We start from the raw sequence: 18204 nt of genomic DNA on the forward strand, positions 1-18204 counted from the left end.
AAGAGGGCGGGGACGGAGGCCGCCGGGATCGGCCGGGCGGTGGCGTTGAAGTCCTCCAGCACCGCCCGGCGCTCGGCGGCGTCCAGCGTGTCGGCGTCGCGCAAGATTCGGCCGCCGTCGGTCAGCAGCAGGGTGAGCGCCGTGCGCCAGTGCGCGAGCAGGCGTTGGGCAAGGGCCAGGGGCCACAGGCCGGTGTCGTGGGCGAAGGCGGCGGCGGTGCCGCCGTCCTCCACCGTCAGCAGGCCGTCGATGGTGTCCAGGAAGGGGGCGTCGGCGGTCAGCCCCGGCACGCGCAGGCCGATCCAGGCCACGGCCGGGCGCAGCGGGTCCAGCCACGGGCCGGGCTCGGCGCGCTGGTGGGCGGCGGCCTCGTCCATGGCGTCCTGCACCTGCTCCGCGAGGTCGCGCAGGGCGGTGTCGGCCTCCAGCGGCAGGCGCAGGAAGACCGGCCCCTCAGCGTCCTCGTCCTCGTCGTCCAGGTGCAGCGCGGCCGATGCGATGACGGCTTCCGCCGGGGCGCCCCAGCTGTGCAGCACCACGGCCAGTGCCGTCGCGGCCAGGGCGAAGACGCCCGCCGCGTCCCCCTCCGTCACCGCCTCCAGCCGGTCCGCCAGGTCCGCCGGCAGGTCGAGCCGCGCAGTCTCGCGCGTGCCGGAGGCGCGGCGGCGGTCGCGCGCCGGATGCGGCTCCACCCCGCGCAGGTGCAGGCTCCAGAATTCCTGGTCGGCGAGGCGGGCGGTGTCGGCGGAAGGGCGGGTGTCAGGCATGAGCGGGAACCAGGGCGTCGGAGACGATACGGGCCAGCAGCGCGGGCTGCTCGGCCAGGAAGAAGTGGCCGCCGGGCACGGAGCGCTGCGCCAGCGGGCGGGTGGTGTGGCGCGACCATGCCAGCAGGCAGTCGCGGTGCACGTTGACGTCGCCGTGGGCGCCGATCACCAGGAAGGGCAGGTCCAGGGCTGCGTCCTCGGCCAGGGCGTAGGTGTCACAGGCGGTGAAGTCTGCGCGCAGCAGCGGCATGAGGAACTCCACCAGTTCGGGGTGGTCCCAGACCTCGTCGGGTGTGCCGCCGAGCGCCCTGACCTCGCGGTGGAAGATGTCGTCGGGCTGATCCCAGATGCGCGGGCGGTCGGACTTCAGGTGCGGCGCCACGTGGGCGCAGGGGATGAGCATTTCCGGCATGGGCGCCCCCTCGGCGCGCAGCAGGCGCGCCAGCTCGAAGGCGATCAGCGCGCCCATGCTGTAGCCCATCAGTGCGTAGGGGCGGCCGGGCGCGGGCGTGTCCATCTGGCGGCGCACGTCGGCGGCCATATCTGTGATCGCGGTCAGCGGTGTTTCGCCGGCGCGTATTTCGCGGCCGGGCGGCTGAAGCGGCACGGCCTCTATTTCCGGCGGCAGGGCCTTGCGGAACTCGGCCCAGATGGAGGCCCCGCCGCCCGCGTAGGGCAGCAGGTAGAGGCGCAGCGGCGGGCGCGGCGTGGCGCGGGCTTGAGCGTTCACGAGGGCACCTTGGCGGCGACGGTTTCCAGAATGCGGCGGAGCACGGCGGCGTTGGCCTCCAGGTGAGCGGGCAGCAGCATGTCCACGTGCGGCCCGGCGCCGGCGTGCAGGGTGAAGCGCCCGGTGGTGGCCTGTTCCCAGGCGGCGCGGCGGGGGTCGCCGGTGTGGTCGGTGGCCTCGATCAGGTCGATGGGCGCGGCGACGGTGCCCCGGTTGTCCACGCTGTCCAGCCAGCGCAGGAAGGCATCCATGCGCCGGACCAGCATGGACCGGATGGCCGGGTTGTCGACCAGCATGCGGGTTTCGGCGTCGCGGCGGATGTGGTCGGCGAAGTAATCGAGGTTCCGCTCGATGGCCTCGCGGCGTTCGTCCGCCGGGGTGTCGTAGGTGCGGTCGAGCCGGAAGGTGTCCAGCAGGATCAGGCGCTCGACGGTGCGGCCCTGCGCCTCCAGGTGCTTGGTCAGTTCGAAGCCCAGGTTCCCGCCGCCGGAGTAGCCGAACAGCAGCAGCGGCCCGTCGGGCTGGGCCTCGGCCAGCGCGGCGGCATAGGCGGGTAGCGGGTCCTCGGCCTCGATGAAGTCCAGCGCCGCGACCGGGTGCCCGACGGCCTGGGCCAGCGGGGCGAAGACGCTGCCGTAGCCCAGAACCGGCGGCAGGGCGAACAGCCGCCGGCCCTCGCCGCCCGAAAGCTCCAGCATGACGCGGGCCTCGTGGCGGTCGGCATAGGCGCGGCGCTCGTCGATCCAGCGCGCCTGATCGCGCAAGCGCGGGCTCTGGAAGACGGCCAGCAGGGGCATTTCCACGCCGAGCGCCTCCTGCACGCGGACGATCAGCTGCACCGCCCGCAGGCTGTTGCCGCCGAGCGCGAAGAACTCCGCCTCCGCCCCGAAGCCGGAGCGCCCGAGCGCCGTCTCCCACAGGCCGATGAGGGTGGCCTCGGTCTCCGTCGCCGGCGGCTCCGCACCCTCGGCCAATGCGGGAGCCGGTTCGGGCAGGGCGCGGCGGTTGAGCTTGCCGCTGGCGGTCAGCGGCAGGGCGTCCAGCACGGTGACGGTGGCCGGCACCATATGGCCGGGCAGGCGGCGGGCGAGGGCGGCCCGCACGCTTGTCGGAGCCGGAGCCGTTCCGGCGGCGGTGACGTAGGCCGCCAGTTCCGCCTGTCCCGCCACCTCGCGCGCGACCACGGCGGCGGCGGCGACCTCGGGCAGGGCTTCGAGGGCCGCTTCCACCTCGCCGGTCTCGACGCGGTGGCCGCGGATCTTCACCTGATCATCGGCGCGGCCCAGGAACTCTATGGTTCCGTCGGGGCGCCAGAGGCAGCGGTCGCCGGTGCGGTAGGCGGGGCCGCCGTCGCCGCCTGGTTCGGGCACGAAGCGCGCCGCCGTCTCGCCGCTTGCCGCGCCGATGTAGCCGCGCGCGACCGCCAGGCCGCCGATCACCAGTTCGCCCGGCATCCCCACGGGCGCCGGACGGCCGTCGGGGCCGAGGATATGGGCGCGGACGTTGGCGACGGGGCGGCCGATGGGCGGGTGCGGCTCCAGAGTGCCGGCGGCTGCGGAAAGGCTGTGGGCGGTGACGACGTGGGTCTCCGACGGGCCGTACTGGTTGTGCAGCACCACCTCCGGCCGCGCCTCCAGAAAGCCCTTGAGCGCACCGGTGATGCGCGGTTGCTCGCCGGATGTGACGATGTGCTTCAGGCTCGCCAACCTCGGCTGGGCGTCCGGCGCGGCGAAAAGGATTTGCAGGGCCGAATAGGGCAGGGTGATGAGGTCCAGCCCGTGCTCGGCGACGAAGCCGGTCAGGCGGGCGGGGTCGCGGCGGTCGTCTTCCGCCGGAACGAACAGCGTGCCGCCCGACGACACGGCATAGAGCAACTCCTGCACCGCCACGTCGAACCCGGCCTGGGCGAACTGCGCCTGCCTGAGCCCGTCGCCGATGACGCCGCGCTGCCAGGCGATGAGGCTCGCGAGGCACTCGGCCGTTCCCGCCACCCCCTTGGGCCGCCCGGTGGAGCCCGAGGTGTAGACGATATAGGCCGTGCCGTCGCCGCCACGGGGCGTGAAGCGCTCCACCGGCGCGGGTTCGCATGCGTCGATTACCGGCACGCCGGGGACGGTCGCCAGATCAGCGGTCTCGGGTGCGTTCACCAGGGCGGCGACGCCCGCGTCGTCGACCATCAGGCGCAGGCGGTCGGCGGGGTAGGCCGGGTCCAGCGCCATGTAGGCGCAGCCGGCCTTGAGCACGGCCAGAAAGGCCACCAGCCCCAGCCGCCCGCGCGGCAGCAGCACGCCCACCGCCGCGCCCTCGGGCGCCACGGCGGCGATGCGGGCGGCGAGCGCGTCGGAGGCGGCATCCAGCGCGGCGTAGGAGAGCGTCTCCCCCTCGGCCACCAGGGCCGGGCGTTCCGGGTGTTCCGCGACCCAGGCGGCGAAGGGCTCCAGCAGCCCCGGCACGGCAGCCTCCGCGCCGGGCACGAAGCGGGCGGTGATGGTCTGCGCTTCCTCGGCCGGGAGCAGCGGCAGGGCGGCCAGCGGTGTCTCGGGCTCGGCCACGGCGGCATCCAGCAGGGCGGTCAGCCGGTGCCAGAGGCGCATCGCGGTGTCGCGGTGGAACAGCTCGGTCGAGTATTCCAGGCCGCAGAGGATTTCGCCGGAACCCGCGTCCTCGGCGAAGTGGAAGGTCAGGTCGAAGCGGCTGACGGCGGCCGTTTCCTCCAGGCTCTCCACCGCCAGGTCGGCGCCAAGCGGCTGCGGCGTGGCGCCGTCCTGCAGCACCACCATCACGTCGAACAGCGGGGACCGGCTGGTGTCGCGCGGCAGGTTCAGCGTGTCCACCAGACTGTCGAAGGGATAGATCTGATGCTCGAAGGCATCCGTCGCCGTCGCCCGCACCTGGTCCAGCAATGCGGCGAAACCGGCCGCGCTGTCCACATGGTCGCGCAAGACCAGCGTGTTGACGAAAAAGCCGATCTGATGCTCCAGGTCCTCGTGCGTGCGGCCGGCGACGGGTGAGCCGACGGCGATGTCCTCCTGCCCCGTCCAGCGGTGCAGCAGGGCCTTCACGCCGGCGGTCAGCACCATGAACAGGCTTGCCCCGCGCGCCCGCGCCAGGCGGTGCAGCTTGCGGCCGAGATCGGCCGGAATGACATGCGGTGCCAAATCGCCGCCGAAGCCCTTCACGGCGGGGCGGGGAAGGTCCGTCGGCAGGGCCAGAGGCTCCGGCCCGCCGCCGGCCATCTGCTTGAGCCAGTAGTCGCGGTGCGCGCCCGCCCCGGCCACCCGGCGGTTCTGCCAGGCGGCGAAATCCTTGTACTGGACGGGCAGCGGCGGCAGGTCGCGGCCGTCATAAAGCGCCGTTAGCTCGGAAATCATCACCTGCCCCGACCACCCGTCGGAGACGATGTGGTGGATGCTGAACAGCAGCGCGTGGCGGTCCTGCCCCAGCTTCGCCACCGTTGCCCGCCACAGCGGCGCGGCCGCCAGGTCGAAGGGTGTGGCGGCATCCTTGCGCGAGAGCTTCCGCGCCGCCGCCACCGGATCGGCCTCGGCCGAGAGGTCGGTGACGGTCAGCGGCAGGGGCAGGGTGTCGGCATCGTGGATGCGCTGGCGCGGCTCGCCGCCGACGCGGTGGAAGCTGGTGCGCAGGGTTTCGTGCCGGGTCATGAGCGTGGCGAAGGCGGTGCGCAGGCGTTCGATATCCAGCGGGCCGGTCAGCACCACGGCCTCATGGATGGTGTAGGCGACCGGCGCCTCTTCCAACTGGTGCAACACCCACAGCCGCCGCTGGCTGTGGGACACCTCGTAATCCACCGCCGGCGGCACGGGCGCGATGACCGTGGCGGCGCGGCGTTCGCGGTCGGCCAGCAGGGCGGCCTGGGCGCGGAGCGTCGGGTGGCCGAAGACCTCCCGCAGGCTCATCTCCAGCCCCAGGCGCTTGTGCACGCGCGAGACCACCTGTGTCGCCTTCACAGAATGGCCGCCGAGTGCGAAGAAATCGTCGTCGCGTCCCACCTGGTCGACGCCCAGCACTTCGGCCCAGACGGCGGCCAGGGCGTGCTCGCTATCGGTCGCCGGAGCGACGTAGGCGCTGGCGCGGGCTTTCGCCATGGCCTCCGGCGCGGGAAGGCGCTTGCGGTCGATCTTGCCGTTGGGCGACAGCGGGAATTCCCGCAACGACACCACATGGCTCGGGATCATGAAGTCGGGGAAGACCACCGACAGGTGGGCCCGAATGGTCTCCAGCGGCACGTCGGCGCGGCTGACGATGTAGGCGCACAGCACCTTGTCGCCGTCGGGCGCGGCGTGGGCGGTGACCAGCGCGTCCACCACCTCGGGCAGGGCGCGAAGCTGGCTTTCTATCTCGCCGGTCTCGATGCGGTTGCCGCGAATCTTCACCTGATGGTCGGCGCGGCCCAGCAGCACGAGGTTGCCCTCGGGCGTCCACTTGGCCAGGTCGCCGGTGCGGTAGAGCCGGCGGGAGGGATCGTCGGGGTGCGGGCGGAATTTCGCCGCCGTCAGGTCCGGGCGGTTCCAGTAGCCGATGGCGACGCCGTCGCCGGCCACGCACAACTCTCCGGGCACGCCGACGGGCTTGAGGTCGGTGTCGCCGCCGGTGCCCAGGATCAGCACTTCCGTGTTGTCGATGGGCGTGCCGATGTGGATGGGCGGCGCATCGGCGATGGAGATGGTGCAGCCGACGGTCGCTTCCGTCGGGCCGTATTCGTTGTAGACGGTGACGTTGGGGCAGATGGTCTTCAGCGTCGCCACCTGTTTTTCCGTCAGTTCCTCCCCGCCGACGATGGCGACGCGGATGCCGGGCACCGGCGCGGGCTCCACCTGGCCCAGGATGGTGATGTGCGAGGGCGTCAGCTTCACGCCGTCCACCGGCGTCTCGGGGCGGAAGATGGCCGCAAGCTGGCGGTCCACGTCGTCGGACCGCAGGCAATGGACGGTGCGGCCGAGGAACAGCGGCACGAAGATGCTGGTCAGCGTCAGGTCGAAGGCCGGCGAGGTGAACAGCGCCATGGAGCCGCCGCCGTATCCTTCAAAATAGGTCCGCGCCGCCCAGCGCATGTAGTTGTGGAAGCTGCGGTGGCTGACCGCCACGCCCTTGGGCCGCCCGGTGGTGCCGGAGGTATAGATGATGTACGCCGCATCCTCCGCCGTCACGGCCGCCGGCCCGGCCTCCGGCGCCCGGTCGGGCGCGGACATGCCGTGCTGGTGGCGGCGGCGCTGCTCTGCCGGCGGGGGCGGGGCGGCCTTGTCCACGGTCAGGATGGTGTCGTAGCGGAACCGCGAAAGCTCGCTCTCCACCGCCGCGATCTTGTCGCTGTGCGCAACCGCCGCAACACCGGGGATCTCGAAGCGCAGGTCATCCAGGAACCCGCGCGCGATGAACAGCTCGTGCGACCAGTCCAGCTTGGTCTTCACCGCCGGGTCGGGGTTGGCCTGCTTGAAGGCCGTCAGGTCGTCGATCAGCGTCTGCTTGGCGTCCTGGTCCATCAGATCGCCCAGGAACACATGGCCCTTGGGCGCCATCAACGCCACGGCCTTCCTCAGCACGTCGCGGACGTAGTTGAGGCCGTTCAGGTTCTGGATGACGGAGTTGATGATGACCACGTCATAGCCGCCCGCCGCCCGCGCCTCGGTCGCCAGCCGGTCGATGGCATGGGCGGGCAGGGCGTGCAGGGTGATGTTGGTCAGCCCCAGCCGCGCGCGCTCGGCCTCGGTATGCCGCAGGATCGCGGGCGAAAGGTCGACGCCCGTGTAGTGCCCGCAGTGCGGGGCAAGGCGGAACATGGTGATGCCGGTGGAGCATCCTATCTCCAGCACCCGCGTCTTCGGCCCCAGCAGCGGGCGCACCTTGGCGTTCACGTTGGCGGCGTAATCGTCCATCACCGCGCGCGACAAGGGCTGCCCGTCGTAGGAGGACAGCCAGCCGCCGCCGGTGATGTCGTCCGATGCTTCCTCGCCCACGTAGGCCCACAGGTCGTCGCGCATCAGTTCCGACAGCGGTTCGGGCTCCTGCGCCGGGGTATCGCTGTCGACACACAGCACATGGGCGAGCGCCGGGCACTCCCATTGCAGGCGGTTGGCCTCGCGCACGAAGCGTTTCTCGAACACCAGCAGGCCGGCGCCGGCGTCGCTCAGCATGTAGCGCAGGCGGTCCACCGGCAGGTCGGGATTGAGCGGCAGGTAGACGCATCCCGCCTTCAGGATGCCCAGGATCGCCGCCAGCATCTCGGCGGTGTTTTCCGTCAGCACGCCCACGGCGCGCGGCGCGGGCAGATCAAGCCCGGCGATGAAGCGCGCCATGGCCTCCGCCCGGGCGTCAAGCTCGGCATAGGTCCAGGCGCGGCCGTCGCTTTCCACCGCCACGGCGTCCGGCGCACGGCGGGCGGTCTCCGCCAGCAGGTCGGGCAGCAGCCGCGTCCGGTCGAAGTCGCGGGCGGTGCGGTTGAAGCCCGCCAGCGTGGCCTTGAGGGCGGCCCGGTCGTCGGCCTTGGCGACCAACTTGAAGTCGGAAATACGCATGTCAGAGCTTGATCCGGCTGCCGGCGCGACGGCGCCGGGTGGGCTTGGTGTCGATGTCCAGCGCCGACAGCGCCTTGTCGGGTGCGGCCAGGGCGTCGGTCAGCAGGGCGGTCAGGCGCTGCTGCCACAGGCGGATGCGCTCCGGCGCATAGAGGTCCGCGCGGTAGTCCAGGCGCAGGTCGAGCGCGCCTCCGGTGTCGATGAACTGGAACAGAAGATCGAAGGGCACCGCCTCCATGGGCAGGGGCAATTGCCGCAGCGTCAGCCCGCCCCACTCCAGCCGCAACTCGGACTCGTCGTGCAGGGCCACCAGGACGTCGGCGAGCGGCGCCCGGCTCCAGTCGCGCGGCAGGTCCAGGTCGGCGATCACCTGGTCCAGCGGGCAGGCTGCGTGGTCGAGCGCGGCCAGCGTGGTGCCGCGAACCGCATCCACCAGCGCGCCGAAGCCCTGGGTGCCGTCCAGGTGGTCGCGCAGGATGACCGTGTTGACGAACAGGCCGTGGACGGGCTCCACGTCCGGGTGCACGCGGCCGGCCACCGGCGTGGCGACGCGCTGGTCGGTCTGCTCCGTCAGGCGGAACAGCAGGGCCTTCACCGCCGCCGTCAGCACCACGAAGGGTGTGGTGGCGCGCGCCGCCGCCATGGCCCGCACGCCCTCGGCCAGCGCGGACGGCAGCGAGAGGAATGCCGTGCGGCCGGGGTTGGCGCTTTGCTCGGGCCGGTCGTGGTCGGTCGGCAGGTCGAGCGCCGGCAGCGGTGCCGCCAGCGTCTTGCGCCAGAAGGCGCGGTCGCCGGCGTCGATGCCGCCGCCGTCCGCCTGCCAGGCGGCATAGTCCACATAGCGCAGCGTCGGCGCCGGTCCGGCCTCTCCGGCCTCGTAGATGCCCGCCACCTCGCGCAGCAGGGCCGCCAGCGACCAGCCGTCGGTGATGATGTGGTGGGCACTCAGGACCAGGCCGTGGCGGTTCTCGGCGAACGGCAGCAGGTGGGCCAGCCATTGCGTCGCGCATTCCAGCGGCCGCGGACTTGCGGCCAGTTGGCGGGCGTATTCGGTCAGCACCGTTTCCGGATCACCCTCGCCCGGCGTCTTGACCACGAAGGGCAGGCCGGGGCTGAGTTGCACGATCTGGCGGGGCTCCCCGTCGCGCTCGGTGAAGCGCAGGCGCAGGGCATCGTGGCGCTTCTGGACGGCGGCGAAGGCGTCCCGCAGGCGGTCGACGTCCAGCGCGCCCTCGATCATCACCGCCACGGGCACCGCATAGACCACGGACTCGGGCTGCATCCGCTGGTGCATCCACATGCGGCGTTGTGCCGCCGAGAGGGGATAGTCCTCCCGCTCTCCGGCGGACGGAATGGCGGGCAGGGCCGGGCCTTCGGACGGGGCGTCGCGGCGACCGTCGATCAGGGCGGCCATGGCGGCGGGCGTCGGCGCGGCGAAGATATCCGCCAGCGCCAGACCGACGCCGAACGTCCGCTTGACGCGAAGGAGAAGCTGCGCGGCCTTCAGGCTGGTGCCGCCCAGTTCCAGGAATCCGTCGCCGGGGGCCACGGGGCGGCCCAACAGGTCCGACCACAGGGCGCAGAGGCGACCGGCGGTGTCGCCCTCGGCGGCATCGCAGGGATCGGCCTCGGGCAGCGGCGTGCCCAGCACGCGGGCGGGATCGGCGCGGGCTTCGTCGGGGATGGCTGTGACCGGCACCAGATGGGCCGGCACCAGCGCCGGCGGCACAAGGTCGCGGGCGCTGGCGCGGATGTCGGCGAGCGTCGTGTCGTCCTCCAGCACCACCCAGGCGGTCGCGGCCTCGACGACGGCGTCCCGGCACACCAGACGCAGGACGGCGGCCACATGGGCATCGGTGTCGGGTGCGGCGCCGTCCAGCCGCCCGTCGGCCCGCACGCGCACGCCGTCCACCACCGTTCCGGCAAGCGCCGTGGCGGGCGCGGGGTAAAGCGGCCGGTCGAAGACCACCCGGTCGCTGCGCGCCGCGTCCTCGGGGATCGCCGCCAGTGCGAGCGTGTGCCGCCCGTCCGCCGAACGCAGGGCTCCCAGGCGCTTCGCCGCACTCGGCCCGCGCCCGGCATGACCGGCCAGAAGCGGCGCACCGGAGACCAGCAGGACACGCACGTCGGCCAGGTCGGCGGCGTCGGGAAGCAGGTGTTCGGGCAGGTCGACGATGGTCGGCGGGCTGATCCGCCCCAGACAGGCGCCAGACAGCCACGCGGCGAGGATCATGTCGTCGGCCGGCGTCGCGGTGACGCGGATCACGTCGTCAGCCGTCAGCTCCAGCGCGTCGACGAGGGCACGAGCGGCGGCGGTGGTGGCGGCGTCCGCCTGCTCCAGTCGTTCACGGATGAAGGGGCTGAGGGCGAGGTCGTCAATCCTGCAGCCGGCCTCCAGCCCCGGCGGCACCGGCTCCTTTTCCGGCACCGGAAGTAGGGCCGGCGCCACGGCGGGCAGGGCTGACAGTGCCGTCTCCGGCGCCGCGGCGGCGGCCAGAAGCATCAGCCGCAGCGTCTCCAGCCAGGCCGCCACGGTGTCGGGCGCGAACAGGTCCTGGCGGTAGTCCAGGTCGAGCACCAGCTTGCGCGGCATGGCGAGCGCGTTGAGCGCCAAGTCGAACTTGGCGCGCGCGATGGGCGCCAGCTCGGGCTCGGCGGTCAGGCCCGCGAAGTCCGGCGCGGCGGCGACGCTGTCCAGGTTGAACATGGCCGACAGCGTCGGCACCGCCACGCCTTCCGCCGCCAGCGCCGCGAGGCTGACTTCCTGGTGTTCGTAGAGCGACGCCATGCTCTTGCGCACCGCCGCGATCAGGTCGGCGAAGGCGGTGTCCGGCGCGGCATCCACCACGGCGGGCAGCATGGTGGAACACTGCCCCGCCAGGCACGTCCGGTCCATGGCCGCCTGGCCCGAGACCGGCACGCCCACGGCGATCCGCTCCTGCCCCGTGAGGCGGGCGAGCACCCCCTGCCAGCCGGCCAGCAGCACCATGAACAGCGTCGCCTTGTGCCGGCCCGCCAGCTTGCGCACGGCGGCCAGGGCGTCTCCGTCCAGCGTCAGGGTCACGCGACCGCCGGTGAAGGTTGGGCGGCCGGTTTCCGGGTAGTCCACCGGCAGCGCGAGGACGGGGGCCGGCGGGTCCAGGTGTTCCTTCCACCAATGGGCATTGGCGGCGCGCTTATTCCCGCGCCCGGCTTCCCATGCGATGAAGGCGCTGAACGGCGTCGGCTCGGGCAGGGCGGCGGCGGGGTCGGAGTACAGCTTTGCCACCTCGTCCAGCACCAGCGCGATGGACCATCCGTTGGTGACGATGTGGTGGCCGCAGAACAGCAGCCGCCAGTCCGTGCCGCCGACGCGCACCGCCACCAGCCGCCACAGCGGCCCGGCGTCGAAGCGGAAGGGCCGGCGGGCCTCGGCCTCCAGGCGCTCGGCCAGGGCGGCGTCGCGCTCGAACTCGTCCAGCCCGGTCAGGTCGATGACCTCCACCGTCGCATCCAGGTGGTCGGCGACGGTCTGGCCCGTGCCGTCCAGGGCGGTGATGCGCAGGGCCTCGTACCGGGCGACCACGGCCGCCAGCGCGGCGTCCAGGCGGTCCAGGTCCAGCGGGCCGGACAGCGTCAGCAGCGCCATCTCGTTGTACGCGAGGCTGGCGGCCGGCGTCGCCTGGGTGAGGAACCACAGCTCCTTCTGGCCGTCGGACAGCGCCAGCCGCCCGTCGGGGAGTGCGGCGGCCGGCGCGTCAGGAAAAGGGACGGCGGCAAGCGCCTCCTTCTTGTCGGCGACGGCCTTGGACGCGGGAGCCTTGCCCGGCGTCGGGGCGTCGGAGTCCGGCGCGCCCTGCGTCAGGTCCTTCAGCTCCGCCAGGTGCGGCAGACCGCGCCGCACGGTGTCTTCGTCCAGGCCGAAGTCGATGAGGCAGGTCAGTTCATCCACGCCGATCCGCTTGCAGGTCGCCACCACCTCGGCGCAGGTCTCCGGCGAGCCGATCAGCGACACGCCATCCAGGTAGCGGTCGACGGAGCGGTCCAGCATGGCCTCCACGTCGTTTTCATCGGCGGCATCCAGACCCATGCCCAGCGACCCCACAAGCTGCGACCGCAGGCCCCAGGCGCTGCGCAGGTACTTCTTGAGGGCCGGGCGGGCGAGGGCGCGGGCCTCTTCCGCGTCGGGCAGGACCAGCGTGTGCATCATCAGCGTCACGTAGCCCCGGCCGGGATGCCCGGCTTCCTTCCAGGCGGCGTGGTAGAGGCGGATGCGCTCGGCCAGGTCCTCGACGGACATGGTTTCCAGGTAGGTGAGCAGCGGCACGCCCTGGCGCCCGCACAGGACGAAGGTGTCGGGGTTCTTGGGCGCGGTGAACCACAGCGGGATGTCGCCGTTCACCGGCTTGGGGAAGATTTCCACCGGCACCGGCTCGCCCTTGCCGCCGTTAAAGGTGACCGTCTCGCCGCGCCACAGGCGGCGCACGGTGTCCAGCATTTCCGGCAGGATCTCGTTGCGGCGGTCGAAGTTGTCGGGGGTGAAGACGAAGTCGTTGGGGTTCCAGCCCAGCGCCACGCCGATGTCCACGCGCCCGCCCGACATGCGGTCGATCATGGCCCAGTCCTCGGCATAGCGGACGGGGTGGTGGAGCAGGGTGACGGAACAGCCGGTGCGCAGGCGCACGCGCTCCGTCACCGCCACGATGGCGCCGCCGGCAACGGCCGGGTTGGGCGACAGGCCGCCGAAGGCGTGGAAGTGGCGCTCCGGCACCCAGATGGCCGCAAACCCATTGATGTCGGCGAACTTCGCGGCGTCCAGCAGGATGCGGTAGCCCTCTTCCCCGCCGTCCTCGGCCGAAGCGAAGCAGTACAGCGAGAAGTCGGTGCGCGTCCGCGCCATTTCCGCCGGGTCGGGCAGGGGCACGGAGACCTCGGTGCGGTGGATGGTCTCGGGCGCCAGGTACTTGACGATGTCCGCCGGGGTGCGCTTGAGGCCCTTGCTCTCGGCTCTTGCGGGCGTTGCGGGCGCTGCGGGCAGGGCGGGGGCGTGGGCGGTCTTCGGCTGACCGCCGGCGGCATGGGCGCGGGGCAGGAAGCCGCCGGCGCGCAGGGCCTCCACGCTCTCCACCACGGCGCGGTAGACGGCTTCGATGTCCTCGTCGGTGTGGGCGGTGGACAGGAAGCAGTTGCGCCCCTCCCACACGTAGATGCCGCGCGCGATCAGGTGGTAGAACAGAAGGTCGGCGTCGCCGCGCAGGAAGAACCTGAACAGCGAGCCGAAGTTCGCCACGCGGATGGCGACGTCGTTGTCTTCCATGAAGCGGTTGATGCGCGCGCACAGGTCGGATGTCTTGCGGTTCAGGCGCTCGTGCAGTTCCGGCCCCTCGGCCTTCAGGGTATCGAGCACCGCGCGCATGGCGGCCAGCACCAGCGGGTGGTGGCAGAAGGTGCCGGCGACGAAGGTGTTGCGCTTGGTCGGATAGCTGTCGTCGCCGTAGCGCCAGTAGCCGCCGTCCACCGCATCCATGAAGGCCGCCTTGCCGGCCACGAGGCCGACGGGCAGGCCGCCGCCGATCACCTTGCCGTAGGTCGCGAGGTCCGCGCGGACGCCGAACACGGCCTGGGCGCCACCGCTATGGACGCGGAAGCCCGACACGACCTCGTCGAAGATCAGGCAGGTGCCGGTCTGTTCGGTGATGGCGCGCAGCTCCTGCAGGAAGGCCTGCGGGCGCATGTCCGGGCGGCGGCTCTGCACCGGCTCCACCAGCACGCCCGCCAGCTCAGGCCCGTGGGTGCGGATGTAGTCCAGCGACGCCGGGTCGTCGTAGCGCAGCACCACGACGTCGTCGACCATGCTCTGCGGCGTGCCCGGAGAGCCCGGAACGGCGACGGGCTGGCCGTCCTTCTCCCGCCGCAGGGCCAGGATGCCGTCGAAGCTGCCGTGGTAGGAGCCTTCAAAGATCACGATCCTGCTGCGCTGGGTGGCGGTGCGCGCGATGCGGAGCGCCACCATCACGGCTTCGGTGCCCGTGTTGTAGAAGGCGACGCGCTCCATGCCCGTCATGGCGCAGATGTCTTCCGCCACCGGGCCGGCGAGGTCCCACATGGGGCCGAGCGGCGCGCCCTTGGTCCATTCCTGGGCGACGGCCTCGTGGATGGGCTTGAACTTGTGGCCGAACAGGTGGACGCCGAAGCCCATGGTCAGGTCGATGAACTCCCGCCCGCCGACCTCGCGGATGCGCGAGCCTTCGGCGTGCTCCACCACCAGCTGGTAGACCATTTCCTTCCACGAGGGACGGAAGCCCGCGATGTTCCGGTTGTTTGCCAGGAACTGGCGGAAACGCTGGGTGCGCTCCTTCGAACCACCCGTGATGGCGGTATAGGCCTCGGCCAGATCCTTCAGGTGCTGCTTTTGCAGCGAGTCGATGGCGGCCTTGTCCTCGTCGGTGCGGATGGCCTTGTAGGGCACGAAGGTCTCGGGCTGCCCCACCGACGCCGGCACCGACACGCCCGGCGCCGGGGAGGCGGTCGTCGCGGGCCTGGTCGCGGGCGACATGGGTGCCGGTGCGGCGGGCGGCAGAGGCGCGGGCGCCGCCGGGGCGGCAGCCGGAGACGCGGGCTGGCCGGACAGCAGGGCGTTCTGCTGGGCCATGAGGGTGGTCAGCGCCTGAAGCTGGGCGGCGAACAGCTGCGGCAGGCCCTCGGCCGGGGCGGCGGGCATGGCGGGCATCTGCGGCGCGACCTGTGCGGGCGCGGGCATGGAAGCCGCCGCCGCCGGAGCGGGCGCCCGGCGGGCCGTGATGGAACACGTCAGCCCCTCGCGTGCCGCTGCCGCCGCCGGGGCGGGCGCGCCTGCAAGGCGCGCGCTCCGGGCTTCCAGGTGCGCGGCGATCTTGCGCAGGGTGTCCAGGTCCTCGAAGAAGTGGCTGATCGGGATCTCGATGCCGAAGGTCTCGGTGATCTGCTGGCGCGCCGTCATGAGGATCAGGCTGTCGATGCCCACCTCGATCAGGTTCGCGTCCGGGTCCACCGTCTCCAGCCCGGCGTCGGCCTTGATGGTCTCCGTCAGCCATTCCACCAGCCCGCTTCCCGCCGGGGCCGCCGCCTGGACGGGCGCGGCCGGCGCCGCCTGGACGGGAGCCGCCACGGCCACCGTCGCCGGATCGCCATGGGCGGCGATGTGGGCGGCGATGGCGTCGGCGGTGTTCAGCGTCTCGATGAAGTCGCTGATGGGAATCTCCAGGCCCCAGCGCTCGGCGATCTGCTGGCGCGTGCTCATGAGCATCAGGCTGTCGAGCCCCAGCTCGATCAGGTTCACCGCCGGGTCGATGTCCGCCAGCCCCGAGTTGGCACGCAGGATATCAAGCAGGGCCGAGCGGATGGCATCGGTCGCGGCCGTTTGGGTCATGGGTGTCTCCTGGCGGGTCGGGGTCTGCGGCGCGGGGAGGGGCGCGGGCTGGGACGGCGTGGGCGTGGGCGTGATGGTGCGCGGGCGCCAGAAGCGGCGGCGCTCGAACACCGTGTAGGGCAGGGTGGGCAGAGTCGGCGGGCGGCCCCAACCCGGCGCGGTGACGGGCGCGCCGTGGACGAACAGCCGGCCCAGCGCCTCGGCAAAGCGGGCGGGGCCGTCCTTGCCGCGCTCAAGGCAGGCGGTCCAGGGCGTGCCGGGCGTGGCTTGGGGGCCGAGCATGGTCAGCACCGGGCCGGGCCCGACCTCCAGGAACAGCGTCGCGCCCTGGTCGGCCAGATGCGCGCAGGCATCGGCGAAGCGCACCGGCGCGCGCAACTGGCGCGACCAGTAGCCTGCGGCGGTCAGGTCGGCGGAGGCATCGCCCGTCAGCGTGGAGGCGAACGGCAGGCGCGGGGCCTTCAGCGTCACCCCTTGCGCCGCCGCTTCCACGGCGGGCAGGGCGGCATCCATGCGCGGCGAATGGAAGGCGTGGGAGACCTTGAGCGCGGTGCTCCTGATCCCATCGGCCTCCAGCGTGGCGACCACGGCGGCGACGGCCTCCGCCTCGCCCGAGATCACCACCCGCTTCGGCGCATTGATGGCGGCGATGGCGGCGGCACCGTCCGGGGAGGCTTTTTCCAGCGCCGCGCGCACCGTCGCCTCGTCGGCCTGCGCGGCGACCATGGCCCCGCCTTCCGGCAGCGCGTCCATGGCCCCGGCGCGGGCGGCGACCAGGGCGCAGGCATCGGCGAGGCTCATCACCCCGGCCAACACGGCGGCGGGATATTCGCCGATGCTGTGGCCGACGACGGCCCAGGGTGTCACGCCCCGGCTTTTCAGAAGTGCCGCCAGCGCCCATTCCACGGCGAACAGCGCCGGCTGCGCGAGGCCCGTGCGCCGGAGCCTCTCGGCAGCCTCGTCCCCGGTGGCGAAAACCACATCCGGCAGCCACAGGCCGAGGGGCGCGCGGAAGTGCTCGGCGCAGGCATCGAAGGCCTTGCGGAAGGCGGGCTCGGCCGCATACAGGTCCGCGCCCATGCCGGCGAACTGGCTGCCCTGGCCGGTGAAGGCGAACACCACGCGCGGCCGTGCCTCTGCCCTGCCGGGCTTCGCCTTGCCCAGCGCCTCGGCCAGCGCGGCGGGCGAGGCGGCGGTGACGGACAGGCGGTGCGGATGGCGGGTGCGCTCCCGCAACGCGGCGGTGGCGATGGCGGGGGCGGGAAGATCGGGATTCGCGGCCAGCCACTCCACCCAGCGCGCCGACAGCGCGGCCAGCCCCTCCGGCGTGCGGGCGGACAGGCAGAGCGCGGCAGGGCCGGGCGCGATGTCCTCGGCGGGCGGAACCGGCGGGGCTTCCTCCACGATCACATGCACGTTGGTGCCGCCGAAGCCAAAGCTCGACACGCCCGCCCGGCGCGGGCTTGCGCCGCGCGGCCACGACACGGCCTCGCGCGGGACGGTGAGCGGCAGGCGGTCCCAGGGGATGTGCGGGCTGGGCGTGTCGCAGTGCAGGTGCGGCGGGATGGTCTCGTGCCCCAGCGCCAGCACCGCCTTGATGAGCCCGGCGATGCCTGCGGCGGTTTCGGCATGGCCGATGTTGGTCTTCACAGACCCCACCACCAGCGGCGCCGTTTTCGGCCGGTCCTTCAGAAGAACCGCCTCCACCGCCTCGATCTCGATGGGGTCGCCCAGGGGCGTTCCGGTGCCGTGGGCTTCCAGGTAGCCGATGTCCGTGGAGTTAAGCCCCGCGCGGCTCAGGCTTTCCGCCAGCAGCGCCTTCTGGGCCTCCACGCTCGGCGCGGTCAGGCCGTTGGAGCGGCCGTCCTGGTTGACGCAGGTGGCGCGGATGACGCCAAGCACCCGGTCGCCGTCCCTTTGCGCGTCGGACAGGCGTTTCAGGACCACCAGCCCGCAGCCCTCCGCCCGCGCGAACCCGTCGGCATCGGCGGCGAAGGTTTTGCATGTGCCGTCGGGCGACAGGGCCTGCATCCGCGAGAAGCATATGCCCGTCTCCGGCCCCAGGATCACGTTGACCCCACCGGCCAGTGCCGTATCGGCCTCCTGCCGGCGCAGGGCCTGCACCGCCATGTCGACGGCCACCAGCGAGGACGAGCACGCGGTATCCACCGCCACCGCCGGCCCGCGCAGGTCCCAGACATAGGACAGGCGCCCGGCGGCGGTGGAGCCGATGGAGCCGGTGACGTCGTAGGCCGTGATGCCTTCGGGCGCGCCGGAGAACACCGTGTGGCTGGCGTAATCGCTCTGCGACAGGCCGACGAAGACGCCGGTGCGGCTGCCCTTCAGGCGCTCGGGCGCGAGGCCGGCGTGCTCGAAGGCTTCCAGGCTGACTTCCAGCAGCATCCGCTGCTGCGGGTCCAGGGCGTGCGCCTCCACCGGCATGATGCCGAAGGCGGCGGCGTCGAATTCCTCCGGCGAGCGCGCGAGGTACCCCCCGGCGCGGGCATAGGACCGGCCGGCGGCGGACGGATCGGCATCGTAAAAGGCCTCCGCCGTCCAGCGGTCGGCGGGCACGGGGCCGGTGGCGTCGGTGCCGGTCACCAGCATCCGCCAGAAGGCGTCCGGCCCTTCCGCGCCCGGAAAACGGCAGCCAATTCCGACGATGGCCACCGGATCGTCGGCGGCGCGCAAGGTCGCCAGCTCGCGCTCAAGCTCGTCGATGCGGGCCAGCGCGCGCTTGACCGTGTCGCCGGTGGGGCGGGCGGATTTCGCGGAACCGTCGGCCAT

4 protein-coding genes (1 of these 4 only partly in view) are annotated in these 18204 nt (G+C 72.4%); all 4 read right to left on the reverse strand.

The window, feature by feature from the left end:
- Tightly spaced (at most 1 nt apart), the 4 genes in view from LG334_RS05730 to LG334_RS05745 form a layout consistent with a single transcriptional unit that may run on beyond the window.
- Positions 1-767: the start of an amino acid adenylation domain-containing protein gene (locus LG334_RS05730; RefSeq protein ID WP_404384160.1), read on the reverse strand. Its footprint begins 14296 nt before the window's first position; only the first 767 of its 15063 coding nucleotides appear in the window; its start codon is at positions 765-767; the stop codon falls past the left edge of the window.
- Positions 760-1497, reverse strand: a complete 738-nt coding sequence (locus tag LG334_RS05735) for a thioesterase II family protein (RefSeq protein ID WP_404384162.1) — start codon at positions 1495-1497, stop codon at positions 760-762. Before LG334_RS05735 ends, LG334_RS05730 begins: the two co-directional genes overlap by 8 nt.
- Positions 1494-8030 (reverse strand): amino acid adenylation domain-containing protein, encoded by a 6537-nt coding sequence (locus tag LG334_RS05740; protein WP_404384164.1) that lies wholly within the window; start codon positions 8028-8030, stop codon positions 1494-1496. The genes LG334_RS05735 and LG334_RS05740 overlap by 4 nt, the downstream gene beginning before the upstream one ends.
- Position 8031: 1 nt before the next feature.
- Entirely contained in the window at positions 8032-18204 is a 10173-nt protein-coding gene (locus tag LG334_RS05745; RefSeq protein ID WP_404384166.1) for a MupA/Atu3671 family FMN-dependent luciferase-like monooxygenase, read from the reverse strand.

Source organism: Caenispirillum salinarum, from assembly GCF_044803115.1.
GTDB lineage: Bacteria > Pseudomonadota > Alphaproteobacteria > Rhodospirillales > Rhodospirillaceae > Caenispirillum > Caenispirillum salinarum_A.

Coding starts and splice junctions, on each gene's coding strand:
- LG334_RS05740 (WP_404384164.1), bottom strand. CDS start 8,030: ATGCGTATTTCCGACTTCAAGTTGGTCGCCAAGGCCGACGACCGGGCC.
- LG334_RS05745 (WP_404384166.1), bottom strand. CDS start 18,204: ATGGCCGACGGTTCCGCGAAATCCGCCCGCCCCACCGGCGACACGGTC.